At 69.7% G+C, this 25,057-nt stretch carries 22 protein-coding genes; 11 read left to right on the top strand and 11 right to left on the bottom strand.

The genetic code is table 11. The annotated features are described in order from the left end of the window. Positions 1 to 149: 149 nt before the first annotated feature. Both glyS and glyQ read right to left on the bottom strand, forming a co-directional pair. Positions 150 to 2,438: a glycine--tRNA ligase subunit beta gene (gene glyS / locus GGR71_RS16545; RefSeq protein ID WP_160960396.1), complete on the bottom strand. Its 2,289-nt coding sequence runs from the start codon at positions 2,436 to 2,438 to the stop codon at positions 150 to 152. A 159-nt stretch (positions 2,439 to 2,597) separates the two neighbouring features. Next, the gene (glyQ, locus tag GGR71_RS16540) at positions 2,598 to 3,506 is read right to left on the bottom strand and encodes a glycine--tRNA ligase subunit alpha (RefSeq protein ID WP_048491716.1); all 909 of its coding nucleotides are present in this window, start codon (positions 3,504 to 3,506) and stop codon (positions 2,598 to 2,600) included. Positions 3,507 to 3,581: 75 nt separating this feature from the next. Here glyQ and GGR71_RS16535 point away from each other — a divergent pair, with 75 nt between their 5' ends. Further along, positions 3,582 to 5,402, top strand: a complete 1,821-nt coding sequence (locus tag GGR71_RS16535; protein ID WP_160960398.1) for a GspE/PulE family protein — start codon at positions 3,582 to 3,584, stop codon at positions 5,400 to 5,402. 355 nt (positions 5,403 to 5,757) lie between these two features. Here GGR71_RS16535 and GGR71_RS16530 read toward each other — a convergent pair whose 3' ends face one another. Continuing rightward, entirely contained in the window at positions 5,758 to 6,639 is an 882-nt protein-coding gene (locus tag GGR71_RS16530) for a substrate-binding domain-containing protein (protein ID WP_237474381.1), read from the bottom strand. Positions 6,640 to 6,829: 190 nt separating this feature from the next. Between GGR71_RS16530 and GGR71_RS16525 the strand changes: the two genes are divergently transcribed. Beyond that, entirely contained in the window at positions 6,830 to 7,600 is a 771-nt protein-coding gene (locus tag GGR71_RS16525; RefSeq protein ID WP_160960399.1) for a glutamine amidotransferase, read from the top strand. A gap of 47 nt (positions 7,601 to 7,647) precedes the next feature. Then, on the top strand, positions 7,648 to 8,547 hold the full coding sequence (locus tag GGR71_RS16520; protein ID WP_160960400.1) for a BPSS1780 family membrane protein: 900 nt from the start codon (positions 7,648 to 7,650) through the stop codon (positions 8,545 to 8,547). 153 nt (positions 8,548 to 8,700) lie between these two features. On the opposite strand, the gene tatC is transcribed toward GGR71_RS16520, so the two are convergent. The 4 genes from tatC to GGR71_RS16500 all read right to left on the bottom strand — a co-directional run bounded on the left by tatC (position 8,701) and on the right by GGR71_RS16500 (position 11,239). Continuing rightward, entirely contained in the window at positions 8,701 to 9,441 is a 741-nt protein-coding gene (gene tatC / locus GGR71_RS16515) for a twin-arginine translocase subunit TatC (RefSeq protein ID WP_160960401.1), read from the bottom strand. Next, the gene (gene tatB / locus GGR71_RS16510; RefSeq protein ID WP_160960402.1) at positions 9,438 to 9,971 is read right to left on the bottom strand and encodes a Sec-independent protein translocase protein TatB; all 534 of its coding nucleotides are present in this window, start codon (positions 9,969 to 9,971) and stop codon (positions 9,438 to 9,440) included. Before tatB ends, tatC begins: the two co-directional genes overlap by 4 nt. A gap of 15 nt (positions 9,972 to 9,986) precedes the next feature. After that, positions 9,987 to 10,217, bottom strand: a complete 231-nt coding sequence (tatA, locus tag GGR71_RS16505; protein WP_019798768.1) for a Sec-independent protein translocase subunit TatA — start codon at positions 10,215 to 10,217, stop codon at positions 9,987 to 9,989. Between the two features lie 125 nt (positions 10,218 to 10,342). Continuing rightward, positions 10,343 to 11,239 (bottom strand): lipid-binding SYLF domain-containing protein, encoded by an 897-nt coding sequence (locus tag GGR71_RS16500; RefSeq protein ID WP_160960403.1) that lies wholly within the window; start codon positions 11,237 to 11,239, stop codon positions 10,343 to 10,345. A gap of 167 nt (positions 11,240 to 11,406) precedes the next feature. On the opposite strand from GGR71_RS16500, the gene hemH reads away from it, so the two are divergent. The 3 genes from hemH to GGR71_RS16485 all read left to right on the top strand — a co-directional run bounded on the left by hemH (position 11,407) and on the right by GGR71_RS16485 (position 15,629). Next, positions 11,407 to 12,366 (top strand): ferrochelatase, encoded by a 960-nt coding sequence (gene hemH, locus GGR71_RS16495; RefSeq protein ID WP_160960405.1) that lies wholly within the window; start codon positions 11,407 to 11,409, stop codon positions 12,364 to 12,366. Beyond that, positions 12,363 to 13,205 carry an alpha/beta fold hydrolase gene (locus tag GGR71_RS16490; protein WP_160960408.1) on the top strand — a complete coding sequence of 281 codons (843 nt, stop codon included), beginning with the start codon at positions 12,363 to 12,365 and terminating at the stop codon, positions 13,203 to 13,205. The genes hemH and GGR71_RS16490 overlap by 4 nt, the downstream gene beginning before the upstream one ends. A 228-nt stretch (positions 13,206 to 13,433) precedes the next feature. After that, complete coding sequence (locus GGR71_RS16485) at positions 13,434 to 15,629, top strand: methyl-accepting chemotaxis protein (RefSeq protein ID WP_160960411.1); 2,196 nt, start codon at positions 13,434 to 13,436, stop codon at positions 15,627 to 15,629. 726 nt (positions 15,630 to 16,355) lie between these two features. On the opposite strand, the gene GGR71_RS16480 is transcribed toward GGR71_RS16485, so the two are convergent. The 3 genes from GGR71_RS16480 to ttcA all read right to left on the bottom strand — a co-directional run bounded on the left by GGR71_RS16480 (position 16,356) and on the right by ttcA (position 19,099). After that, positions 16,356 to 17,147 carry a M48 family metallopeptidase gene (locus GGR71_RS16480; RefSeq protein WP_160960413.1) on the bottom strand — a complete coding sequence of 264 codons (792 nt, stop codon included), beginning with the start codon at positions 17,145 to 17,147 and terminating at the stop codon, positions 16,356 to 16,358. Positions 17,148 to 17,211: 64 nt separating this feature from the next. Beyond that, complete coding sequence (locus tag GGR71_RS16475) at positions 17,212 to 18,117, bottom strand: recombination-associated protein RdgC (protein ID WP_048491703.1); 906 nt, start codon at positions 18,115 to 18,117, stop codon at positions 17,212 to 17,214. A gap of 112 nt (positions 18,118 to 18,229) precedes the next feature. Then, positions 18,230 to 19,099, bottom strand: coding sequence for a tRNA 2-thiocytidine(32) synthetase TtcA (gene ttcA / locus GGR71_RS16470; protein ID WP_160960416.1), 870 nt, complete (start codon positions 19,097 to 19,099; stop codon positions 18,230 to 18,232). 323 nt (positions 19,100 to 19,422) lie between these two features. Here ttcA and GGR71_RS16465 point away from each other — a divergent pair, with 323 nt between their 5' ends. Further along, positions 19,423 to 19,785 (top strand): VOC family protein, encoded by a 363-nt coding sequence (locus tag GGR71_RS16465; RefSeq protein WP_160960419.1) that lies wholly within the window; start codon positions 19,423 to 19,425, stop codon positions 19,783 to 19,785. A 15-nt stretch (positions 19,786 to 19,800) separates the two neighbouring features. On the opposite strand, the gene GGR71_RS16460 is transcribed toward GGR71_RS16465, so the two are convergent. Then, positions 19,801 to 20,709 carry a DUF6624 domain-containing protein gene (locus GGR71_RS16460; protein ID WP_237474382.1) on the bottom strand — a complete coding sequence of 303 codons (909 nt, stop codon included), beginning with the start codon at positions 20,707 to 20,709 and terminating at the stop codon, positions 19,801 to 19,803. A 204-nt stretch (positions 20,710 to 20,913) separates the two neighbouring features. On the opposite strand from GGR71_RS16460, the gene GGR71_RS16455 reads away from it, so the two are divergent. The 4 genes from GGR71_RS16455 to GGR71_RS16440 all read left to right on the top strand — a co-directional run bounded on the left by GGR71_RS16455 (position 20,914) and on the right by GGR71_RS16440 (position 24,982). After that, positions 20,914 to 21,072 (top strand): DUF2256 domain-containing protein, encoded by a 159-nt coding sequence (locus tag GGR71_RS16455; protein ID WP_160960421.1) that lies wholly within the window; start codon positions 20,914 to 20,916, stop codon positions 21,070 to 21,072. 49 nt (positions 21,073 to 21,121) lie between these two features. Further along, complete coding sequence (locus GGR71_RS16450; protein WP_160960424.1) at positions 21,122 to 22,672, top strand: cryptochrome/photolyase family protein; 1,551 nt, start codon at positions 21,122 to 21,124, stop codon at positions 22,670 to 22,672. Positions 22,673 to 22,959: 287 nt separating this feature from the next. Beyond that, a complete protein-coding gene (locus GGR71_RS16445; protein ID WP_160960427.1) occupies positions 22,960 to 24,552 on the top strand; it encodes a choice-of-anchor Q domain-containing protein in 1,593 nt (530 codons plus the stop codon). 124 nt (positions 24,553 to 24,676) lie between these two features. Next, a complete protein-coding gene (locus tag GGR71_RS16440; RefSeq protein ID WP_160960430.1) occupies positions 24,677 to 24,982 on the top strand; it encodes a hypothetical protein in 306 nt (101 codons plus the stop codon). Positions 24,983 to 25,057 lie beyond the last annotated feature (75 nt).

Below are 25,057 nucleotides of genomic sequence, written 5' to 3'. Positions count from 1 at the left end.
ACAGCCAATGCACTGTGGGAGGGACTTCAGTCCCGACGCATCGCGGTGTGCCGAAGCCAGTTGCGCCGCGCATCGCGGCGGCAGCCATCTCCATGAAACGAGAACGGGCCGCGCGAGGCGGCCCGTCTCTGGTTCGACGCTTCTGCTGCTTACGCTGACAGGTGTTCGATCGCAGCGACGCTGCCGAGGCGGTCGCCCAGGCGCTTGAGCAGGGCCAGGCGGTTGCGGCGCAGCGCCGGGTCGTCAGCGTTGACCATCACCCCGTCGAAGAACGCGTCCACCTGCGGACGCAGCCGCGCCAGGAAGTTCAGTACGGTGACGTAGTCGTGCTGGCGCAACGCGCCGTCGGTTTCCACGATCGCCGCTTCCACCGCCTCGGCCAGCGCGCGCTCGGCCGGCTCGCGCAGCAGGCCGACGTCGACCTGCGCCGGAATCTCGCCCTCGGCCTTGCGCAGGATGTTGCGGATGCGCTTGTTGGCCGCGGCCAGCGCCTCGGCCTCCGGCAAGGCGGCGAAGGTGCCGATCGCGTCGATGCGGCGGTCGAAGTCGTACAGCGAACCAAGCGCGGCGGTCGCGGTTGCTCCTGCAGTGCCCGCGGTGCCACCTGTAGGAGCGGCTTCAGCCGCGACCGAGAACAACGCAGCCACTGCGTTGAACTGCGTCGCCGGCACGCCTTTGTCGGCGTAGTAGCCGCGCAGGCGGTCGAGGATGAAGTCGAACAACTCCGCGACCATAGCGGCTGTATCCGCTACCGCGACCGACTGACCTTGTTCGGCGAAGTGAGACTTCAAGAAATCGGCGACGAAACCTTTGCCGGAAGCCTTGGCGGCCATGGGGTTTGCGGCCGCTTGGCTGGCCGACGCGTCCTTCTTCGGACCTGATGCGGCGACAGCCAGCAGTGCCTGCAAGGTGGCGGCGCCTAGCAAATCGCGCAAATCCACATCAAACCCACTCTCAATCACCGTCCGCGCCAACCCCAGCGCATTGCGCCGTAGCGCGAATGGGTCCTTGTTGCCGGTGGGCTTCAGACCGGCTGCAAAGCCGCCAGCCAGCGTATCCAGGCGTTCGGCAATCGCCAGCACCTTGCCCAGCGGCGACAGGGCGATGTCGTCGCCGGCGAAGCGCGGCTGGTAGGCCTCGTCGATCGCCAGGGCGATCTCGCTGGGCTCGCCGGCGGCGACGGCATAGTGGCGGCCGGCGATGCCCTGCAGTTCCGGGAACTCGTTGACCATGCGCGACTGCAGGTCGTTCTTGCTCAGTTCGGCGGCGCGGCGCGCCTGCGCCGGGTCCACGCCGACCTGCGCCGCGATCGCTTCGGCCAGCGCGGCCACGCGCTGCACCTTGTCGGCGATGCTGCCGAGCTTGGCCTGGTAGGTGACGCTGGCCAAGCCGGCGCCCATCGCCTGCAGGCCCTGCTTGAGGTCTTCGTCGAAGAAGAACTTGGCGTCGGCGAAGCGCGGGCGGATCACCCGCTCGTAGCCCTTGGCCACTTCGGCGACATCGCGCGAGACGATGTTGGCGATGCCGATGAAGTGCTCGGTGAGCTTGCCGCCGTCGTCCAGCACCGGGAAGAACTTCTGGTTGCTCTCCATGGTCTCGATCAGCGCTTCCTGCGGCACCGCCAGGAACGCCGGCTCGAACTTGCACAGCACCGCCGACGGCCACTCGACCAGGTTCACCACCTGCTCCAGGTTGTCCTCGGCGATGCGCGCGCTGCCGCCGGCGGCGCGCGCGGCCTGTTCGACCTCGGCGACGATGCGCGCACGGCGCACGTCCGGGTCCACCAGCACCTGCGCGGCCTGCAGCGCGGCCACGTACTCGCCCGGTTGCGCCAGCGGCACCGGCGCATCGTGCAGGAAGCGGTGGCCGCGGCTGTCGCGGCCGGCCTCCACGCCGAACAGCGGCATCGGCACCACCTCGCCGCCGAACAGCAGCACCAGCCACTGCACCGGCCGTGCGAAGCCGTAGTCGTGATCGCCCCAGCGCATCGGCTTGGGGATCGGCATCGCCGCGATCGCCTCGCGCAGGATCTCCGGCAGCAGCGTGGCGGTGCGCGCGCCCGGGTTCACCGCGCGATGCACGAAGCGCTCGCCCTTGGCGTCGCTGGTGCGCTCCAGCGCGGTCCAGTCGATCCCGGCCTTGGCGGCGAACCCCTGCAGCGCCTTGGTCGGCTGGCCGTCGGCGTCCAGCGCGATGTTGAGGTAGGGGCCGAGCACTTCCGCGCGCTGCTCCGGTTGCTCGACGGCCACGCCCGGCAGCAGCACTGCCAGCCGGCGCGGCGTGGACAGCGGCTTGGCGTCGCCGCGCTCGACCGCGATGCCGCGCTTCTCCAGCCCGGCGATCACGCCGTCGAACAGCGCCTGGGCCAGGCCCGGCAATGCCTTGACCGGCAGTTCCTCGGTGCCCAGTTCGATCAGCAGGGGAAGGTGTTGGCTCATGTGTCAGACCTTGCTAGCGGTTTTTCCCTTCTCCCTGCGGGAGAAGGTGCCCCGAAGGGGCGGATGAGGGTGCGGGCGCCTGGGGAGTCGGGAGCATCCGGCCGTGCGTGCCGGCGCACCCTCACCCCAACCCCTCTCCCGGGGGGAGAGGGGCTTTGATCACTTCTTGACGCCGGGGAAGCCCAGCTTCTCGCGCTGCGCGTAGTAGGCCTTGGCCACCGCCTGCGCCAGCGCGCGCACGCGCAGGATGTAGCGCTGGCGCTCGGTCACCGAGATCGCGCGGCGTGCGTCGAGCAGGTTGAAAGCGTGGCTGGCCTTGGTCACCTGTTCGTAGGCCGGCAGCGGCAGCCCGACCTCGACCAGCGCCTGCGCTTCCTGCTCGCACGCGTCGAAGCGATGGAACAGCTCGGCCACGTTGGCGTGTTCGAAGTTGTACGCGCTCTGCTCCACCTCGTTCTGGTGGTAGACGTCGCCGTAGGTGACCGGCGTGCCGTCGGGGCCGTAGGTCCACACCAGGTCGTAGACGTTGTCGCAGTTCTGCAGGTACATGCACAGGCGCTCGAGACCGTAGGTGATCTCGCCCAGCACCGGCTTGCACTCCAGGCCGCCGGCCTGCTGGAAGTAGGTGAACTGGGTGACTTCCATGCCGTTGAGCCACACTTCCCAGCCCAGGCCCCAGGCGCCGAGCGTGGGCGATTCCCAGTTGTCCTCGACGAAGCGCAGATCGTGCACCAGCGGGTCGATGCCCAGCGCCTTGAGCGAATCCAGGTACAGCTGCTGGATGTTGTCCGGGTTCGGCTTCATCGCCACCTGGTACTGGTAGTAGCGCTGCAGGCGGTTCGGGTTCTCGCCGTAGCGGCCGTCGGTGGGGCGGCGGCTGGGCTGCACGTAGGCCGCGTTCCACGGCTCCGGTCCGAGCGCACGCAGGAACGTGGACGGATGGAAGGTGCCGGCGCCCACTTCCAGGTCCAGCGATTGGATCAGCACGCAGCCGTGCTGCGCCCAGAACTGGTTGAGGGTCTGGATCAGACCCTGGAACGTGATCGGTACGGACCGGGAAACGGACATCTCGCAGGGGCCGGTTGAGGGGTGCGCTAGTATAGCGACCGACTCGCGGGGACTTCCGCGCACCGGACCTGGACCATGGATTCGCGCCCTGCCGCGCCGCCCGCGTCGTTGCCCGCCGAGCCGGCCGTGGCGTTGCCGCCGGGCCGCCTGAGCTTCGAGCGGGTGGCCGCGGCGCTGCTCGCCGACGGCCTGGTCGCGCCGGCCGAACGCGGCCGCGTGCAGTTCTCGGCGCAGACCGCGCGCACCGCCAGCGACGTGCATCCGCTGGTGCTGTTGTCGAACCTGAAACTCGCCGCGACCCGCCCGCCGGGCAGCGAGCTGAGCCTGGAACGGCTGACCGAATGGCTGGCGCAGCGCTGCGGCCTGCGCTACCTGCGCATCGATCCGACCCGGGTCGACGTGGCCGCGGTCACCGGCGTGGTCTCGCACGCCTACGCGCGGCGCCACCGCATCCTGCCGCTGGCCCTGCAGCCCGAACGCCTGCTGGTGGCGACCAGCGAACCGCTGGCGCTGGACTGGCTGGGCGACGTGCAGCACCTGGCGCGGCGCCGCATCGAGGTGGTGGTGGTCAACCCGCTGGACCTGCATCGCTACACGATGGAGTTCTTCGGCGTGACCCGCTCGGTGCGCGGCGCCAAGGACGGGCGCACCGAGCAGAGCAGCGGCCTGCCCAGCTTCGAGCAATTGGTGGAGCTGGGCCGCGGCGGCGACGTCAACGCTGACGACCACCACATCGTGCACATCGTCGACTGGCTGCTGCAGTACGCCTACGAACAGCGGGCCAGCGACATCCACCTGGAGCCGCGGCGCGAAGCCGGGCGCATGCGCTTCCGCATCGACGGGGTGCTGCACAAGGTGCTGGAAGTGCCGCCGGCGGTGATGACCGCCATCGTCAGCCGCATCAAGGTGCTCGGGCGCATGGACCTGGCCGAGCGGCGGCGGCCGCAGGACGGGCGCATCAAGACCCGCTCGCCGGGTGGGCGCGAGACCGAGATGCGCCTGTCGACCATGCCCACCGCCTTCGGCGAGAAGTGCGTGATGCGCATCTTCGACCCGGACGCCGCGTTCAAGAGCGTGGATCAGCTCGGCTTCAGCGCGCAGGAAGCGGCCGGCTGGAACGCGCTGGTGGAACGCCCGCACGGCATCGTGCTGGTCACCGGTCCCACCGGCTCGGGCAAGACCACCACGCTGTACTCCACGCTCAAGCGCCTGGCCACGCCGGACGTGAACGTGTGCAGCGTGGAGGACCCGATCGAGATGATCGCCACCGAGTTCAACCAGATGCAGGTGCAGACCAACATCGACCTGGACTTCGCCAGCGGCGTGCGCACCCTGCTGCGGCAGGACCCGGACATCATCATGATCGGCGAGATCCGCGACCTGGAAACCGCGCAGATGGCGGTGCAGGCCTCGCTGACCGGACACCTGGTGCTGTCGACCCTGCACACCAACGACGCGCCCTCGGCGATCACCCGCCTGCTCGACCTGGGCGTGCCGCACTACCTGGTCGCCTCCACCCTCAACGGTGTGCTGGCGCAGCGCCTGGTGCGCACCCTGTGCGGCCACTGCAAGCGCCCGCACACCCTGGAGGCGCACGAGTGGGACGTCCTGCGTGAGCCGGGCGAGACCTTGCCCGAGCCGATCCAGGCCTACGCCCCGGTCGGCTGCCTGGAGTGCCGCCGCACCGGCTACCTGGGCCGGGTCGGCCTGTACGAACTGCTGCCGGTGACCCCGCGCCTGCGCACCTTGATCCGTGCCGACATGGACCTGGCCGGCTTCAGCCGCGCCGCCCAGGCCGAGGGCGTGCGCACGCTGCGCCGCGCCGGCCTGGAAAAGGTGGCCGCCGGCCTGACCACCATCGAGGAAGTGCTGTCGGTGTTGCCGCCGCGGGAGTGAGCGGGGCGGGGCGGCGCGTCGGCCTGCGCCTCCCCGGGCGCCGACTTGCCGGGCGCGGCGTGGACGATGGGCTGCAATCTCATTACGTCTGCGCGAACTTCTCAGGGGAAGAGCTACAGAGGGCCGTGCGTGCAGCGGTCCAGGCATCCTCATGACGCGCTTTGCCGCGACTCAGCACCACATGTCGTTGTCCCTGTAGCAGCGGCTTCAGCCGCGACAGGCGCTTCGGTTACGCAGGTCGCGGCCGAAGCCGCGATCGCGGCAACCGGGCATCTCGTCAGGTCGCCGCAAGGGCGATGAGGTGCTGTCGCGTCGGTGGGAATGCCGGATGCCCGTGTTGCGATCCGTACCGCGGCTATTTCTTCTTCCCGGCGAGCGGCGAGAGCCCGCTATCCGCGATGGCCCTGGCTGCAGCGGGGGACGCCAGGTACTCCAGCAACGCCTGCGCCGCCTGTGGCTGCGTGCTGGCGCTGACGACGGCGCCGGAGTACAGCGTCATCTGCTGCGCCTGCTTGGGGATCAGGCCGACGATGGCGATGCCCGGCACCGGCTTGAGTTCGCTCAGTTGCTGGAAGCCGAGTTGCGCCTCGCCGCGTGCGACCACCGCGCCGACCGGCTCGGCGGGAATCATCCGCGCCTTGGCGGCGAAGCCGTTGCCGAGCCGCATCCGCGGGAACAGCGTGCGCGACAGATAGACGCCGCTGGCGCTGTCGGAATAGGCCACCGATTGGCTGTCCAGCAGGGTCTTGCGGAAGGCGGCCATCGTGGAGATGTCCGGCTTGGGCGCGCCCTGTTTGACCGCCATGGCGATATAGGACTCGCCCAGGTCCACGCGGCTGGCCGGGCGCGCCTGGCCGCTGGCAATGAGCTTGTCGAGCGCCGCGCCGACCATCAGCAGCACGTCCGCCGGCTCGTGCCGGGCGAGGCGGTTGGGAATGGCCTGCGGCGTGTCGCCCATCGACGGTGCCGCCTCGATGTGCAGCGTGACGCCCGTGGCGCGTTCGTAATCGGGCGCGACGGCGCGGATCGCGCCCATGATGCCGCCGGAGCTGAGCACCGTCAGCGTCGTGGGCGGGGCGGGACGGCTGGACTCCGGCGCCGCCGCTACCGATGCGGATGCGCTCAGTAGAGTGGCCAGGACCAAGGAAATCAGGGGACTGCGCATACCGAACCTGCCAGGAGGGAAGGGCGACAGCCTGCGCGCCCCGCGCTGAAGCGGATGGGAAGCCGTGGCCATGCACCGACCCGACAGGACGCCACGCAGGATCGCTTGCGCGACCACCGTGCCGCCGTCCCACCGCGGCGCCACCGTGCCGTGAGTCAGGCCTGGGCGTCCCACCGCATCCCCTTGCTCGTAGTTATATGCTTATGCCATCCGCAGCATCGGTGCTTGAAAAAAGCCGCGCGCTGCCGTCTAGAATCCCAGCATGCCGTTCGCTTCTCCCGTCCGTCGCCGTGCTGCGCCCTTCCTGATCCTCGAAACCGGCGAACCGGTGGCGACGATGCGGCGCTACGGACGCTTCCCGCACTGGATCCGCGTCGCCGCCGGTCTGGCCGAGCGCGACACGGTGGTGGCCAATGTCGCCGCCGGCGAGGCCTTGCCGACGCGGGGCGACTTTGCCGGGGTGATCGTCACCGGCTCGGCGGCGTTCGTCACCGATCGGGCCGACTGGAGCGAGCGCTCGGCCGATTGGCTGCGCGAGGCAGCCGAGGACGGCACGCCGCTGCTGGGCATCTGCTACGGCCACCAGCTGCTGGCGCATGCGCTGGGCGGAGAGGTGGCCTACAACCCGGCCGGGCGCGAATCGGGCACGGTGCACATCGAACTGCACCCGCCCGCGGCCGAGGATCCGCTGTTCGCTGGCCTGCCTGAGCGCTTCCCCGCGCATGCCACGCATCTGCAGACGGTGCTGCGTGCCCCGGCCGGTGCCACGGTGCTGGCGCGCTCGGCGCAGGACCAGTGCCACGCGTTCCGCTGGGGCGAGGCGGCCTGGGGCCTGCAGTTCCATCCGGAGTTCGCCACCCACCACATGCGCGGCTACGTGCAGGCGCGTGCCGACTGTCTACGCAGCGCCGGACGCTGCGCCCGTACCATCGCCCGCGAGGTCAGCGCCGCGCCGCTGGCGCGCAAACTGTTGCGGCGCTTCGTTCAGCACGCACGCGGGCAGCACAGCAGCGGCCAGGCAAAACCGCGATAATCTGTGCAGTCGCCGCGCTGTACGGCGTCCCCCACTTCGGATTGGCAATGATCGAGATTCGCAAGCTGCCGGCCTCGGCCGGCGCGGAATGGCTGTTGGCCGGCATGTCCCTGCTGCGGCGCGCGCCCTGGGCGTTGGGCCGGCTCGGGCTGATCTGGGGCCTGGCGGCGCTGATCGCCCTGTTCCTGGGCGTGCTCAACCCGACCCTGGGCATGCTGGCGCAACTGCTGATGGGGCTGGCTGGTCCGCTGCTGTTCGGCGGACTGGTGTGGGCCGTGCGCGAGGTCGACCAGGGCCGCAGCGCCGAGCCGGCGCAGCTGCTGCAGGGGCTGCAGGGCGGCCGCACGCCGAACCTGCTGATGGCGCTGCTGCCGCAGGTGGTGGTCGGGCTGACGCTGGCCCTGCTGGCCGTGGTGGTGATCGGCCCGGGCGGGCTCGAGCAGCTGACCACCGTGATGAACAAGCTCAACGAGCTGGGCCAGTCCGGCGCGCAGCCGGATCCGCTGCAGGTCGAGCAACTGGTCGCGACCCTGCCGGCGCTGCGCATCCTGCTGTGGCTGATGCTGGTGGCGGTCGGGTTCGTGGCGGTGGCGCTGACCCTGTTCCTGTTCGCGCCGCAGGTGATGTTCGACGGCCGCAACGGCATCGCCGCCATCGGGCACGGCCTGCGGGCCTGCCTGCACAACCTGCCGGCGATGCTGGTGTTCTTCGTCCTCGCCTTCCTGGCCATGTTCGCGTTCTATTTCGCGCTGACCGTGGTGATGCTGGTGCTGCAGCTGCTCGTCGGCACCGCCGTGGCCGCGCTGGTCGCGCAATTACTGCTGATGGCGCTGCTGATGCCGGTCCTGGCCGGGACCGTGTACGCGGCCTGGAAGCAGATGTTCGTGCACGCCGGCGAGGCCGCGCCGGCGGTGCCGCCGCCGCCGTCCAACGTCTTTGTGGCGTAGAGCCGGGATTGGGGAGTCGGGATTCGGGATTCGCAAGAGCCACAGCCACAGCAAAACGGCCCCTCGGGGCCGTTTTGCTGTGTGCAGGTGCGCCGTGCGGTGGCGATCTGGTTCGAGGATGCGTAAGAGGCAGCGAACCGCTCTTGCGACTCCCTACTCCCGAATCTCCACTCCCGGCTTCTTGGTTACCGCTGCCGCGGCGATGATGCCCAGTTCGTACAGCAGGCACATCGGGATCGCCAGCATCAACTGCGAGACAACGTCCGGCGGGGTCAGGATCGCCGCCAGGACGAAGATGCCGACCACCGCGTAGCCGCGGCCCTCGCGCAGTTGCTGCGGGGTCACCCAGCCGAGCAAGGCCAGGATCACCAAGGCCACCGGCAGTTCGAAGCTGGCGCCGAAGGCGAAGAAGATCGCCAGGACGAAGTCCAGATAAGCACCGGCATCGGGGGTGAGCTGGATCACGTCCGGCTTGAACGTGGTCAGGAAGTGGAACACCGCCGGCAACACCAGGAAGTAGGCGAAGCCACAGCCCAGGTAGAACAGCAGCACCGCCGAGGCCAGCAGCGGCAGGGCCAGGCGCTTCTCGCGCTGGTACAGGCCGGGCGCGACGAAGGCCCAGGCCTGGTACAGCAGCCACGGCGCGGACACGAATAGGGCCAGGAAGAACGCCAGCTTGAGCGGAGCGATGACGGCGCCCGCCGGGTGCGTGGCGATCACGCTCTGGCCCACCGGCAACTGCGCCAGCATCGGTTCGGCCAGCCAGGAGTACAGGCGCTTGGAGAAGGGCAGCAGCGCCACCACCACCACGCCCAAACCGATCAGCGCGCGCATCAGCCGCGCGCGCAGTTCGATCAGGTGTTCGATCAGGCTGCTCTCGGCTTCGACGTTCATCGTGGCGCCTCCGGATCAATGGAGGGCGGTTGGCCAGTGGGCGCGGTCGCAGCAGCGGGCGCCGGATGTGGCGCGGCCGCACCGCGCGCGGCGGCTGGCAGCACGGAAGCGGCGGGCGCCGTCGACGGCGGCAGTGGCGTGGCCGTGTCGGGAGCGTGTGCAGTCGAGGCGTCTATTGTGGCAACTGTCGCTGGCGGCATGGTCGCCGTCGCGCTGTCGGGCGGCGGCACCGGCGGGTTCGGATCGATCTCGCGGCGCAGCGCCTCGGTCTGCCGCTGCAGTTCCTCGCTGCCGTCGCGGAACTGGGTCTCGGCCTGGCGCAGCGAACTCTGCACGTCGTGCAGGCTGCGCTTGAGTTCCTCGGCCTCCAGTTCGCGTTCCAGTTCCTGCTTCACCGAGTCCCACTGCGCGCGCGCGCGGCGCACCCACAACCCGGCGAAGCGCGCCGCCTTGGGCAGGCGCTCGGGGCCGAGCACCACCAGGGCCACCACCGCGATCACCAGCAGTTCGCTGAATCCGATATCGAACACGCCGGCGGGGTCCCGTCAGTGCGCGTCGCGGTCGCGCTCGGCCTGGGTCTGGCGGGACGGCTCGCTGCTGCTGCGCGTCTCGTCGCCGAGCTGGCCGGCGGGCTTGTCCTCGTCGCGCATGCCTTTCTTGAATTCCTTGACCGCGTTGCCCAGATCCTTGGCGCCGCTCGTCAGCCGCTTGGTGCCGAACACCAGCAGCACGATCACCAGCACCACCAGCCAGTGCCAGATGCTAAGACTGCCCATGATCCGCTCGCAGAAAAGTCGTAAGGAACCCGCAGGATAACGCACCGCGTCGCGCCGCGTTACCTTTCCCGGCCGTGCAGGCAAGCCTGCACGGCGCGATGGACAGGTGGCGTTGGGAACGGCGCTCAGCGATCGCCGTCGAGCTTCTCGGTGCGGATCTCGCCGTCGGACACCGGCTGGAAGCCCTGCTGCGCCGGCTGCGTCTGGCCCTGCAGGGGCGCGGTGCTGGCGGCGGCGTCGGGTGCGGCGGTCGGTTCCGGCGCGGCCTGCGGTGCCGGCATGGCCGGTGCCGGGGCGGCCGTCGGAGTGCCGCTGCTGTCGGTGCCGCGGCTCTGCCGCGCGGCGTAGGTGGCTTCCTCGAGCTTGTCGCGGAAGGCCACGATGTCGTTGGACGGCCGGTTGGTGGTGCGGCCCTCGAAGATCATCCGCGGCGTGGTGTTGCTGCCATAGGCATTGAGGTCGGCGGCATCGTCGATCTGCAGCGCCGCGCCATCCAGGGCGACGCCAGCGAACAGGCCGCGGGCGCGCGACCACGACCAGATCTCGGCCTTGAGCTGGCCGTCGGTGGCGGCGGCGGCGTTGCGCCCGACCGGGCCGGCGGCGACGCCGGCATCGGCGCCGAGGGTGAACTTGCCGTTGACGATGTTGTCCAGGCTGCGGTCGTTGCGGAACACCAGCACCACGTCGGAGGACTGCACGCCAACCTGGAAGCCGATGCTGCCGCCGGTGAGCTTGACGAACACCGGGTTGGACCAGGTGCCGTCGGGGCGTTTGACCGACATCAGGCCGTGGCCACGGCGCCCGCCGATCACCAGGCCGGCCTTGAGCGTGTCCGGGATCACCACGATGGCGCGGCCCTCGTCGAGCAGCTTGTCGGGGATGGACTGTTCGGGGATCTTCTGGATGTCGGTCAGCACGCGCAGCGCGTTGCGCGCGCGCTCGTCCTCTTCCGGACCGGCCACGGCGTGGCCAGCGAACAACACGGTGCTCAACAACAGGGCGAGGCGCGGCAGGAGGGGCATGGCGGGCTCCGAAGTAGGTCCGCAGCAAGATACTGCAAGTCCTTGAACTTAGTCACAGGGCAATGAATCGGCAATGAGTGGTGCCGGCGCTGCGCACAGGCGCCGTCGATCGCCGCGATCGAGCGTATCCACACGCCGCAACGCGCGCGCTCTGCCACAATGCGCGCATGTCCGACGCACCCGAGACCGCCATCCTGGTGGTGAATCTAGGCACGCCCGAGGCGCCGACCGCGCCTGCGGTCGCCCGTTATCTGGCCGAGTTCCTTGGCGACAAGCGCGTGGTCGCGATCCCGCGGCTGTTCTGGTGGCCGCTGCTGCACTGGGTGATCCTGCCGCGGCGCTCGCCGAAGTCGGCGGAAAAATACGCGCAGGTGTGGCTGGCGGACGGCTCGCCGCTGGCGGTGTACACCCGGCGCCTGGCCGCGGGCATGCAGCGCGAACTGCCCGGGCACCGCGTGGCCTGGGCGATGCGCTACGGCACGCCGGCGCTGGCGCCGGCCCTGGACGCGCTGCGCGAGGCCGGCGTGCGCCGGATCGTGGTGCTGCCGCTGTACCCGCAGTATTCGACCACCACCACCGCCTCGATCGAGGACGTGGTGCAGGCCTGGCAGGCGCGCCATCCGCAGCTGCCGGTGCACCTGATCGAGGACTACCCGACCGACCCGGCCTGGGTCGCGGCGGTGGCCGACAGCGTGCGCGCGCACTGGGCGCAGCACGGCCGCGGCGAGCGGCTGTTCTTCTCCTTCCACGGCCTGCCGCAGCGCGTGGCCAACAACGGCGACCCCTACCCGCAGCGCTGCGAAGCCAGCGCGCGGGCGATCGCCACTGCGCTGGGCCTGGAGCCCGGGCAATGGGAGCTCGGCTACCAGTCGCGCTTCGGCGCCGAGCGCTGGCTGCGCCCGTATGCCGAGCCGCGACTATGGGAACTGGCGGCGCAGGGGGTCAAGCAGGTGGACGTGATCTGTCCCGGCTTCGCCACCGATTGCCTGGAAACCCTGGAAGAAGTGGCGATGGGCTTCGTCGAGACCTGCGCCGAGCGCGGCATGCAGGTGCGCTACATCCCCTGCCTCAACGACGCCCCGGCACACGCGCGCGCGCTGGCGCAGCTGGCGGCCCGCGCCGCATGAGCGTGCGTCCCTTCGCCTGCCCGTCGCGGGTAGGCGCGCTGGCCGGATTGCGCAGCGGTGATCCGGCCGGGCCGAAGGCGCTGGCCTTGCACGGCTGGCTGGACAACGCCGCCAGCTTCGTGCCGCTGAGCCGGCACCTGCCGCAGCTGGATCTGGTGATGCTGGACCTGCCCGGCCATGGCCACAGCAGCGACCTGCCCGATGGCGCCGAGTATCTGCTGGCCAGCGCCCTGCACCCGGTGCTGGACGCGGCCGATGCGCTGGGGTGGGAGCGCTTCGTGCTGATCGGTCACTCGATGGGCGCGGCCATCGCCAGCCTGCTCGCGGCCGCAGCGCCGCAGCGCATCGACAAGTTCGTGGCGATCGAGATGCTGGGCGGCCTGGCCGAGAGCGAGGCGGGTGCGGTGGAACGGCTGCGCAACAGCGTCGCCAGCACGCGCCGCGCCACCGCCACGCCGTTGCGCGTGTTCCCCGACCTGGCCGCGCCGGTACGGGCGCGGATGCTGGCCAACCAGCTCAGCGAGCCGGCGGCACGACTGCTGGTGGAACGCGGCGTGCGCGCGGTGGACGGTGGCTACGTGTGGCGCAGCGACCGCCGCCTGACCCTGCCGACGGCGATCCGCGCGACCGAGTCGCAGATGCAGGCGTTGCTGCGCGGCATCGAATGCCCGACCGTGGTGGTGTTCGCCGATCCGGCCCAGGACATGCTGCCCGAGCCGCTGCGCCTGCAGCGCGCCGCGTGCCTGCGCGACGGCCGCGTGCACACGCTGCCCGGCACCCACCACCTGCACATGGAACAACCGGCGGCGGTGGCCGCGTTGCTGCACGGCTTCCTCTGACGCAGACGCGGCGCTGACCGCGCCGCCGTGCGTCTGCGCCGCCGCGACCATCGAATCCGGGCATCGCGCACGCGCACTGTGACGCAGTGAGCGCCGACGCTGCGCAGGCCGCCGCAGTTGTTTCTTACGCAGCGTCACAGTTCGACATGTTGTCGCGGTGCCGTCGCGTTTCGGAAAACTTCGGCGCACAGCGTAGCGCGCACCTCTCGCCCTGATGCTGCGCTTCCGATGATCCGCCTCCTTCGCCGCTACCGGGTCGGCCCGCGCCTGACCTTCGCCTTCGCTGCCCTGCTGTTGATCTGCGGCGCCCTGATCGTGGCCAGCCTGGCGTCGATGGCGCTGGCGCGGCAGCAGCTCGACGACATCGCCCTGGACAAGATGGAGAAGATCCGCCTGTCCAACGCCATGGTCGCGGCGCAGGCGCGGCTGGAGATCGGCCTACTCAACGACGTCATCCTGACCAATCCCGACGAGAAGCAGGCAGTGGTGCGCGCCATCGGCGACGCCCAGCGCGACTACGCGCAGGCGCGGGGCAAACTGTTCGCGCTGCGTCTGGACCCGGCCGACCGTACCGGCGCGCAGTTGCGTGCGGCGATCGACACGGCCTACACGCAGGTGCAGCCGTTCCAGTCGCAGGTGCTGGCCTTGGCCGCAGACAACCAGAACCTGGATGCGCAGACCCTGCATCTGTACACCCTGCAGCCGCTGCTGGTGCAGTGGCAACAAGCGATCCAGCGCAATGCCGCGCACCTGCGCACGCTCAGCGACGGATCCTATGCGCAGGCGGTGACCACCATGGCCCGCGCGCGCTGGCTGCTGCTGCTCGGCGGCGGCCTGTTGCTGGCGGTCAGCGCCTGGTTGGGCTGGTGCATCACTCAGAGCCTGGTACGGCCGCTACGCGACGGTACCCGCGTCGCTGCGGCGATCGCCGCCGGCCAGCTCGATGCCGTGGTGCCTGCACAGGGCAACGACGAGGCCGCCGACCTGCTGCGCAGCATGCAGACCATGCAGAGCCAACTGCGCGCGGTGCTGGCCGAGCAGCGGAAAATGGCGCAACAGCATGCCGACGGCGCCATCGCCTGTCGCGGCGATGCGGTGGCGTTCCCGGGCGACTACGGCCAGCTGCTGCGCGACGCCAATGCGCTGGTCGACCTGCATGTGGGCACCGCACAGTCGATGGTGGCGCTGATGCGGCGCTATGCCATCGGCGACCTCCGCGAGGACATGCCGCGCCTGCCCGGCGAGCAGGCCGCGATCTCCGAGGCGATGGATGCGATCAAGGCCAACCTCGGCACGCTCAGCCGCGACATCTGGCATCTCGCCGAGGCCGCCGCGGCCGGCGACTTCAGCGCACGCGCCGACCTGGGCGCGCACCAGCACGATTTCCGCATCATGCTCGAGAGCCTCAACCAGCTGATGGCGACGGTCGACGGCAACCTGGGCGAGTTGTCCGGGTTGCTGCGCGCCATCGCCAGCGGCGACCTCGGCGTGCGCATGCATGGCGATTTCCGTGGCGTGTTCGCCGACATGCGCGACGACGCCAACACCAGCGCCGACCAACTGGCGGCGATCGTGGCCGGCATCCAGCACGCGGCTGCGGCGATCGATGCCGAGGCCGGCGCCATCGCCGGCGGCCACCAGGACCTGTCGCAACGCAGCGCCGAACAGGCCGGCACGCTGGAGCGCACCGCCCGGGCGGCGGCGCGCCTGACCGAGACCGTGCGCCAGAACGCCACGCATGCACACCATGCCAACCAGCTGGCCGACGCCGCGGCGACGGTGGCCGGCCACGGCGGCGTCTCGATCGATGCGGCGGTCGGTGCGATGCAGGGCGTGGAAGCGGCGTCGCGCAAGATCGGCGAGATCATCGGGGTGATCGACGGCATCGCCTTCCAGACCAACATCCTGGCGCTCAATGCCGCGGTGGAGGCCGCGCGTGCCGGCGAACAGGGCCGCGGCTTCGCCGTGGTCGCCAGCGAGGTGCGGGCGTTGGCGCAGCGCTCGGCCGATGCGGCCAAGGAAATCAAGCGCCTGATCGAGGCGTCGGTGGACCAAGTGGCCGTGGCCTCGGCGCAGGTGCACGACGCCGGCCGCACCATGGGCCGCGTAATGACTTCGGTGAGCGAGGTCAATGCGTTGATGGCGGGGATCGCGGCGGCGTCGCAGGAGCAGGCCGCCGGCATCGACGAAGTCGGCCAGGCGATGGCGCAGATGGACCGCAGCACCCAGCAGAACCTGGCGCTGGTGGAGCAGGCCACCGCCGCGTCGCGTGCGTTGGAGCAGCAGGCCGGCAGCCTGAGCGAGGCGGTGGCGGTGTTCCGCCTGGCCGGCGCGGCATCGTCGGTTCTGCCCGCGGAGAACCAATTGCCGGTGCTGGCGATCCAGCCTGCGCCAGCCGGCTTCGACTACGCACGCAGTGCCTGACGCAAAGGCGTTCTGGAAGGATGGGATGCCCCATGCGCCGCACAGGCGGCACCGCGCGGGGTCTTCCGTCGCCCAGCCAGATATGCAGGCGTCAGGGGCCTGCGGACAGCCGTGTAGGTGTGTCCCCTACACACCCAACGTGAAGCTTGTGTGTAGAAAAATTTTCGCTTAAGTTGCGCCCACGCCTGCCGTCAACAGGCGTAGACGCGATACGTCCTGTGTTCGCGGCTCGATCCCGGCGTCCTGACATGCCGGCGTAGCGCCGCTCGGACCGTACCGCCTCGCTGGCGCCGGAGGACGCGCCTGATTTGCGGTAGGCGGGAGGAGAGGGGGCCTACCGGGCGCTGCATGGAGTTCTGCTTCCGCAGCGCTGGGCCAACACATTGCGATGCGCCCGTAGCGGCGCGCCCACCCGCCGTCTTTATCCCCCTTGTTCGCATCCCCGCGCGCGCCATCTCGTGCCGCAGCGCAGCATGCTTGCCCGATTCGCTACCCAACCGCACCCTTGCCGCCGGCGCCGATCGCCTTGCGATGTTCGGTGTTCAGCTGCGGTCCGGGCGTACAACGGCTGCAGGGTCTTTCCGGGTGCTTCGAAGAACAAGCCTATCGATCGGGTGCAGCTTGTCCTGTAGGAGCGGCTTCAGCCGCGATGCGCGTTATCGGTAAAGCCCGTCGCGGCTGAAGCCGCTCCTACGGCGCGTTTCCCACCGTTCGTGGATGCGCGCTTCAGTCGCGATCCGGACGCAGCAGCCAGCGCAGATGCGCCTTGAGCTGGCGGCCGTGCTGGTGGAACCAGGTGCGCTCGGCGCGCCAGTCGGGGAAGCGCGCTTCCACTTCGTGCCAGAACGCCGGCGAGTGGTTGGCCTGGATCAGGTGACAGAGCTCGTGCACCAGCACGTACTCGAACGCCGAGGGCCGCCCCAGCACCAGTGCCAGGTCCAGCGCCATGCTGCCGTCGGGCGCCAGCGAGCCCCACTGCGAGGACATCACCTTGTAGCGCACCGCGCGCGGGGCGCGCGGCAGCGATGGCAGGTAGTGCGGCAACCAGCGGCCGACGTCGGCGCGGGCCTGGGCTTCGTAGAAATCGCGCAGCGCCCGGCGCAGCGCCGCGTCGCCGCCGCGCGGCGGCAGGTGCAGATGGGCCACGCCGTCGGCGACCTCGATGCGCGCGTAGCGCGCGTCGTGCCAGGTCACCGGCAGCGACTGCCCGCGCAGCGGCAGTTCGCCCGCTTCGCCCGGCCGCAGCGGCGTCAGCGTTTCGGCAGCGACATAGCGCGAGAGCTGCTGCGCCAGCCACTGCCGGTTCTCCAGCAGGAAACGTTCGCCCGCGATCAGGCTGGCGCGCAGCGGCAGGGTCAGCCGCGCGCCGCGTTCGTCCACGCTGAGCTTGATGCGCCGCGCGCGCGGGTCGCGCACGCGCAGCACCTCGACTTCGCGCTCGTCCAGGCGGAAGCGGACGAGGTCGCGTTCGACGGCCGCCGGGGGCGGCGCGATCAGGCGACGGAGCAGATCGGGCATGGGCACAGCATACCGCCGGTGCGGGTGCGCACGGTGACAGCCGCGTGCGGCTGCCTCCGCCGCATCAGTCGGCCTTGCTCAGCTTCAGCGCCTCTTCCAGCAGCAGGAACAGCCGCCGCACCTCGGCGCTCATCAGCGCGAAGCGCGCGTCCAGTTCGGCGCGCACGCCGTCCTGGTCGGCATGCTCGAGCTGGTCCAGCGCGCCGTCGAGGAACTTCAGCTTGCGGATCACCAAGTCGTCGCCGAGCACGAAGGACACGTGGTCGTCGAGCACCAGCGCCAGCTTGGTGACCTGCTTGCCGGCCTCCAGGTGCTTGTCGATCTCGTCGCAGCGCAGTTCCTGGTGCTGGCACTTGACCACCGCGCCGCCTTCGATCGGATCCTTCATCTCGCACTCTTCGCCCAGGCTCAGGCCTTCGGGCAAAGGTTCGCCGGCGATCCAGCCGGTGAGGATCGAGCGCGGCGCCACTTCCGCGTTCAGCGGCAGCGCCGGGAAGCTGCCGAGCAGGCCGCGGATCTCCGACATCACGTTCTCGCCGGTCTTACGGCTGGAGGTGTCCACCGCGACGTAGCCGTGCTGCAGGTCGAGCATGGCGTCGGTGCGCGAGGACTTGACGAAGGCGCGCGGCAGCAGCTCGTGGATCAGGTCGTCCTTCAGCCGCTTGCGCGCGCGGCCGCCGGGGCGCCGGCCTTCCTTCTCCTCGATCTCGGCGACCTTGCGCGCGAGCAGGTCGTTGACTACCGAGCCGGGCAGGATCTTGTCCTCGCCGCCGACGGTCAGCCACAGGAACTCGGCGATGCGGTGCGACAGCGCTTCCTGCTCGTCGCGGCCGAACGGGGAGATGAAGCCGCGCGAGCTCATTTCCAGCGGGCCGACCGATTTGAGCTGGGCCTCCGGCAGGAGCTTTTCGACCTCGGAGAAATCGAGCGTGGTGGGAAAGCGGAACAGGGTCAGATTGCGAAAGAACATCGAGCATCCAGCTGAAGGAAACGGGACGGTCCGGCGGCGTGCGCCGGGGAGCGGCGGCCATTGTCGCATCGTGCCCGCCTGGGTACCGCATCGGGCGGTTCAGCGAGGTGGATCAGCCCGGTGCGTCGTCCGCCCAGGCGGCAGTCGCGGCCGTGGCGGCGCCGCCGAGCGCGGCGAAATCGAACAGCGTGCGGTCGGCCAGCTGCGCCGGATGCACGTTGCCCAGCGCCCGGGCGATCTGCTCCACCCGTCCCGGGTGCTCCCGGTCCCATTGCCGCAGCAGTTGCCCGACCTGGCGGCGCTGCAGGGTCTCCTGGCTGCCGCAGAGCGTGCACGGGATCAGCGGGAAGGCCTGTGCCTGCGCGTAGGCGGCGATGTCGTCCTCGCGCACATAGGCCAGCGGCCGGATCACCACGTGGCGGCCATCGTCGCTGCGCAGTACCGGCGCCATCGCCGCCAGCTTGGCGTGGAAGAACAGGTTCATGAAGAAGGTGGCGACGATGTCGTCGCGGTGGTGGCCCAGCGCGATCTTGGTGATGCCGTGCTCGGCAGCGTAACGGTACAGCGCGCCGCGGCGCAGCCGCGAGCACAGCGAACACAGGGTCTCGCCCTCCGGCACCACGCGGGTGACCACCGAATAGGTGTCCTGCTCGATCACATGCCAGGGCACGCCGCGCTGGCGCAGGTAGGTTGGCAGCACGTCGGCCGGGAAGCCGGGCTGCTTCTGGTCCAGGTTCACCGCCACCAGTTCGAACGGCACCGGCGCTTTGCGTTGCAGCTGCAGCAGGATGTCCAGCAGGGTGTAGCTGTCCTTGCCGCCGGACAGGCAGACCATGACCTTGTCGCCGGCGCCGATCATGCCGAAGTCGGCGATCGCCTGGCCGACCTGCCGGCACAGGCGCTTGCCCAGCGCTGCGGGGTTGCGGGAGGCAGGCAGTGCGGGGTCGGCGAGCGGTTGCGGCAGGGGCAGGGGCGAGGTCATCGACGGTAGTGTAGTCGGCGTGGCTGGCGCGGGCCGCGTTGCGTTGCGGGACACTTCAGTTCCGCCACCGCGACCGTCCCGAACGTGCCGGTCAGGCCGGTAATGACGGTGCCGAAGCAGCGCAGCCCCCGCTGCTGTTCGCGCAGAAGGACAGGCTCTCCGCAGTGCACTGCATCACCGCGGACGGCATCGGCCGCGTTGGCGCCGAGGCAGTGCCGTCCTCCGCGAAGGACGCGCATCCGGCGCCGTCCGTCCTCCGTAGTCATGCCGCATCGGGACCGGCCGGCTACACTCGCCGCTGGCCACGCAAGCAGGGTCTTCGCATGTTCAAGAACCTCATTCCCAAGATCTTCTACGAGCGCCTGCAGGATGGACTGGCGTTCTTCGTCGATGGCCTGGGCTTCCAGGTGCTGTACCAGGACGAGACGATGGCGGTGATCGCGCGCGACGGCGCCAAGGCCTACCTGGTGGAAAACGCGGAATGGGCGGCGAAGGACCGGCCGGAACTGGGCATCGAAACCGACCGCATCGACACGATCCATGCGGAATTGTCCGCGCGCGCACCGCAGTGGCTGCATCCCAACGCCCGCACCGTCGCGCTCAAGCCCTGGGGGGCGCGCGAATTCGCGATGCTGGACCCCACCGCGGTCTGTGTCGTGTTCCGTGAGTGGCCGGCGCAGCAGTGACGGCGCAAGGTCCGCTCATCGCACGGGCGCGTGATAGACCTCGGAGAGGAAGATCTTGTACTCGGCGATCGGCGGCAGGCCCATCGTCGCGCGGCGCGCATCCAGGTCATCGACGTCCTGCGTCCGGTCCAGGACCATCGTGCCGTCCGGCTCGGTTCTGAACTGCGTCCCGTAAAGTTGCGGCTTGCCCTGGTGCAGCAGCACGCGATCCTGCAGCATCGCAACGTCGGAAGGATCCGCTTCCATCTGCCCCAGGGCGGCCTGCACCAGCGCGAGCACCTGCTCCTGGAAGTCCGGGTCCAGCGTGGCGTGCTGGGCGAGCAGGAACGCGGCCTTGGATCCGTCTTCGCCCACCGATGTGCGCGTCGGCCATCCGTTCTTCGTCACCACCGTCTTCAGCCAGGCGGTGTTGGCCTGGTCAACCGCCACCGTCCGTTGCCATGACGCGTGGGTGTTTCCCTCGTCGATGGCCTTCTGCCGGACGGCCTGGTCCTTCTGCACACGTGCCAGCAACTCCTGCCGCATTGGCTGGTCGACGCGTGCCTGGTGCGCCGCATCGAGCGTCTTGGCACGTGCGAGCAGCGACGGCCGCGTCGGCGAGCTGCGCAACCGGTTGAGACCGGGCCGATCCTTGTGCATGAGCTCCTCTACATCGATGCGGCCTTGCGCCAACCGCGTGTCGAGCACCTTCAGGGCCGTCTCGGTCCTGCCGGCGGCGGCCAGGCATTCGACATAGAACAGATCCGCCCCGCTCGGCAGGCCGGCCGGCGCCGCGTCGATTCGCGCCAAGGTGTCGGCGCAGGTGCCGTAGTCCTTCGCGTCGTACGCCGCAACCGCGTCCGTGATGCGCGCAGGTTCCGCAGCCGAGACCGGCGCCGCGCTCGCGGCCAGCACTGCAACAAACAGCACGTATCCCTGGTGCATACCCGACCCACTCTGTCGTGACCGCGCGGCGCGCAGCGTGGGCGGACAGTAGCGCAGTCCGGTCTCAATGGCAGCAGCATCTGGTCGCCGTTGCGCTCTGCCCGCAGCAGAGTGTCCCGTCAGGGGGCAGCGGGGCACACTATGCAGACGCCGGTTGTCGGCTCCGGCCACGCCGGTCCATCCCACACCACCCGGGGACCGAGGATGCGCAAGAAACACGAGTTGCCGGAAAAGCCCTGCCTGCACTGCGGCCGGCCGTTCCGCTGGCGCAAGAAGTGGGAGAAGGTCTGGGACGAGGTGAAGTATTGTTCCGACCGCTGCCGTGGCGAGCGCATGCGCGTGCGCGCGCCGGGGTCGCCATGAGCCGGAGCGCGTTGCGTCACCTCGCGTGGTTGCACGTCTGCCGCGCTGCATGAGCTCGATGCAGCCCACTGCCCACACCCTGCGCCTGGTGCTCGGCGACCAGCTCGATCCCGAACACGATTGGTTCGACATGCGCGATCCCGGCGTGGTCTATGTGCTGATGGAAGTGCGGCAGGAGACCGACTACGTCCTGCACCATGCGCAGAAGATCCTCGCCGTCTTCGCTGCCATGCGCGATTTCGCCCGCCAGCTGCGGACGGCGGGCCACCGCGTGCGCTACGTGGCGGTCGACGACGCCAGCAACCGCCAGTCCATCCCCGCCAATCTCGCTGCGCTGATGGCGCTCTACGGTGCGCAGCGCCTGCAGTATCAGGACCCGGACGAATGGCGCCTGGACCAGCAGTTGCGGCAGTGGGGCGCAACGCAGGCCTTCGCCAGCGAGGCGGTGGACAGCGCGCACTTCTACACCCGTCGCAGCGAGCTGGCGGATTTCTTCCGCGGGCGTGGGCAGTGGTTGATGGAGCATTTCTACCGGCACATGCGCAAGCGCCATCGCATCCTGCTGGCGGATGACGGCACGCCCGAGGGCGGGCAGTGGAACTACGACCATGACAATCGCCAGCCATGGCCGGGCGATCCACCGCCGCCGCCAGATGCGCGTCCGAGCCACGATCACCGCGCGCTGTGGGCCAGCATCCAGGCCGCTGGCGTCGCCAGTTTCGGCGAGCCGCAGGCAGATGCGCTGCGCTGGCCACTGAACCGGGCCGAGGCGTTGGCCTGCCTCGATCGTTTCATCGCCGAAGGCCTGCCGCACTTCGGCCGCTACGAAGACGCAATGAGCACGCGCAGTCCGCGCCTGTTCCATTCGCAGCTCTCCTTCGCCCTCAACACCAAGATGCTGCGGCCGCAGGAAGTGGTGCAGCGCGCGCTGGCTGCCTACGGCGCGGGTACCGCGCCCCTGGCGGCGGTGGAGGGCTTCGTGCGGCAGATCCTGGGCTGGCGCGAGTACGTGCGCGGCATCTACTGGGCGCACATGCCGGGTTATGAAGCACGCAATGCGCTCGGCCACGATGTGCCGCTGCCGGCCTGGTTCTGGACCGGCAACACGCACATGCGCTGCCTGCAGCACGCCATCGGCCAGTCCCTGCAGGACGCGTACGCGCACCATATCCAGCGCCTCATGGTGATCGGCAACTTCGCCCTGCTCGCCGGCCTGGACCCGGCGGTGGTGCACCGCTGGTACCTGGGCGTCTACATCGATGCGTTCGAATGGGTCGAGCTGCCCAACACGGTGGGCATGAGCCAGTTCGCCGATGGCGGCCTGCTCGCGACCAAGCCCTACGTCAGCAGCGCGGCCTACATCGACCGCATGAGCGACTATTGCCAAGGCTGCCGCTACGACCGCAAGCAGAAGACCGGCGCGCGTGCGTGTCCGTACAACGCGCTGTACTGGGACTTCTTCGCGCGGCATCAGGACACGCTGGGCCGCAATCGCCGTCTGGACATGGTCTACCGCCAACTCGGCAAGCTGCCGGCGGCGCAGTTGCAAGCCTTGCGCGCGCATGCGCAAGACCTACGCGGACGCCTGGACACGCTCTAGCCCGGTCGCGGTGCCTCAGGTGCCTCTACAGCGGTCAGATGCGATGCAGGAACGTGCCCTACGACGCACCCCAACCGTGCCGCGCGCCGCGCATCGGCGCGCTGTCGCACGCAGTGTGCACACAATCGCGCGATCTGTTACCTGCGTTCTGGTCGATCGGCACGCGCTCAAGCACCCTATGCCGCCGGTCGGCGCAGGCTGCCGGTTGCACTCGAGGTGTCGACGACGTGGATGACAGTCGCATGACGGTCGCGCGTCGTGTTGTTTCCCCCGCAACCCTATCGAGCATGATCATGACCACGACGCGTTCCTTGAAAGCCAGCGCGCATGCTGCTGGTGTTATCGCCCTGATGACCGCCGCCACGGCGATCGCCGCCGTCCCCGCGGCGCCACAATGCAGCGTGCCGCATGCCTGGGCGCTTCCGACCGCGGCCACCGTGGTCGGCAACGGCACGCAGGCCAGTTGCACCGCCAGCGCGCTGGCCAGCGCCGCCGCGCAAGGCGGCTACATCACCTTCAATTGCGGCGCCAAGCCGACGAGCATCGCGGTCGCCCGTTCGATCACCATCGCGGCGGCGACACCCACCGTGATCGACGGCCAGGGCAAGATCACCCTGGATGGCCGCCAGTCCGCCCGGATCCTGCTGGTCAACGCCGGCAGCGCACTGTCGGTGCGCAACCTGAAACTGCAGAACGGCAGCTCGGTGCAGCCGGCATCGAACCAATCCTACGATCCGGGCACCTGGGGCGGCGGCGCGATCAAGGTCGGCTACCGCGGCAAGCTGGAAGTCATCAACAGCCAGTTCCTGGCCAACCGCAGCAGCATCGGCGGCGGCGCCATCTTCGCCGGCAGCGACGCCGAGGTGACCATCGTCCGCAGCGGCTTCTACAAGAACAGCTCCTGGCTCGGCGGCGCGCTGTATACCCAGCTCAGCCGGCTGACCATCGTCGGCTCGGAATTCGCCAACAACCAGGCGATCAACGCCCCGCAGGGCTTCCCCGATGCCGGCAACTTCGGTGGTGGCGGCGCGATCGACACCGATGGCGCGTCGCTGGCCGGCTATCTCAAAGGTGGCGTCGGCAGTGGCGGCACGCTGGCGATGTGCGGCACCGTGGTCCGCAACAATGTCGCCGCCAACGGCTCCGGCGGCGCCACGCTGTGGGCGTACGCGCCGGACACCATCGACGTGAAGTACTCGACCTTCGCCAACAACGTCGCCACCGGCGGCCCGGGCGGCGGCGCGCGCATCAGCATGGGCTTCACCGACACCTCGCATGCCGGCACCACCATCACCACGCCGGGCACGATCACCGTCGCCGAGACCAGCTTTCTGTCCAACACCGCCCAACATGGCAACGCCGGCGCGCTGTACCTGGATTGCTACGGCGCCTGCGACGTCAGCAACAGCACCTTCTACGGCAACTCTGCGAAAGGCGTGGGCGCGGCCATCCAGCATGTCGGCTGGCAGCCGGCCAACGGCGACCAGGGTAGCCCCAGTGTGCGCTTCAACAACGTCACCTTCGCCGAGAACACACCGTGGGTGACGCTGTTCGGCGACAGGTTCGACATCCGCAACAGCATCCTGTATTCCAAGACCGAGCGCGTGTTCTGCAACAACCAGAACAACACCGGCAACAACCTGATCGAGTACTCGGCCAAGGGCGCGGTCTGGCCGAACGCTTGTCTGGCCGCGGGCAACGTGAAAGCGGCCGATCCGCTGCTGTCGGCCCCCGCGAACAACGGCGGACCGACCCTCACCCAACTGCCGGCGGCCAATAGTCCCGCGCTGAACGCCGGCAGCAACTGCACGGCCATCGACCAGCGCGGCAATCCCCGCACTACCACCGTGTGCGATCTCGGCGCGGTGGAGGTCAAGTAATTCGGCTGGCCGTCGTTAGCTGCACGCCAGTGCGTGGTCGCGCCGGCCTGCCCGGTGCGACCGCGCGTCCGTCGCCGGGATGAGGAAAGCGTGCGGCAACGTCGCTTCCCGCGCTGATGCGCCGATGCGTAGATCCGGCAATGCGGCTCCGGGCGGCGCGACCGTGCCGTCGCACCACACCGCGCTGGTGTCGGGTCGCAGACCAGTCCGTGCCGCATGCGGCACGACGCCGAGCGATCGCGCCGCGACAGTGCGCTCGGCATGCCGCCGCACCCTGTCCGCTGCGCCTGCCGACGTCCGTCAGGCGGCGGCCGACGCCGCGCAGACCTCACCGTTGCAGGCAGGACGCGCGTTGCAGCGTGCGCCGACAACGCCGTTCGAGCCTGCCGCGCGCGCCGCGGGCAATACGGTGGCGTATCTTCTTTCGTGAGCATCGGCGGTGCCGCGCGATGGCGCGGCGCCGGCCACGTCTGTGCATGCGACTTTCCGGATTTGGGACCTGGGT

Source organism: Xanthomonas sp. F1 (assembly GCF_014199855.1).
Note: the sequence above shows the minus strand (reverse complement) of the source record. Positions and strands in the feature narration are given on the sequence as shown.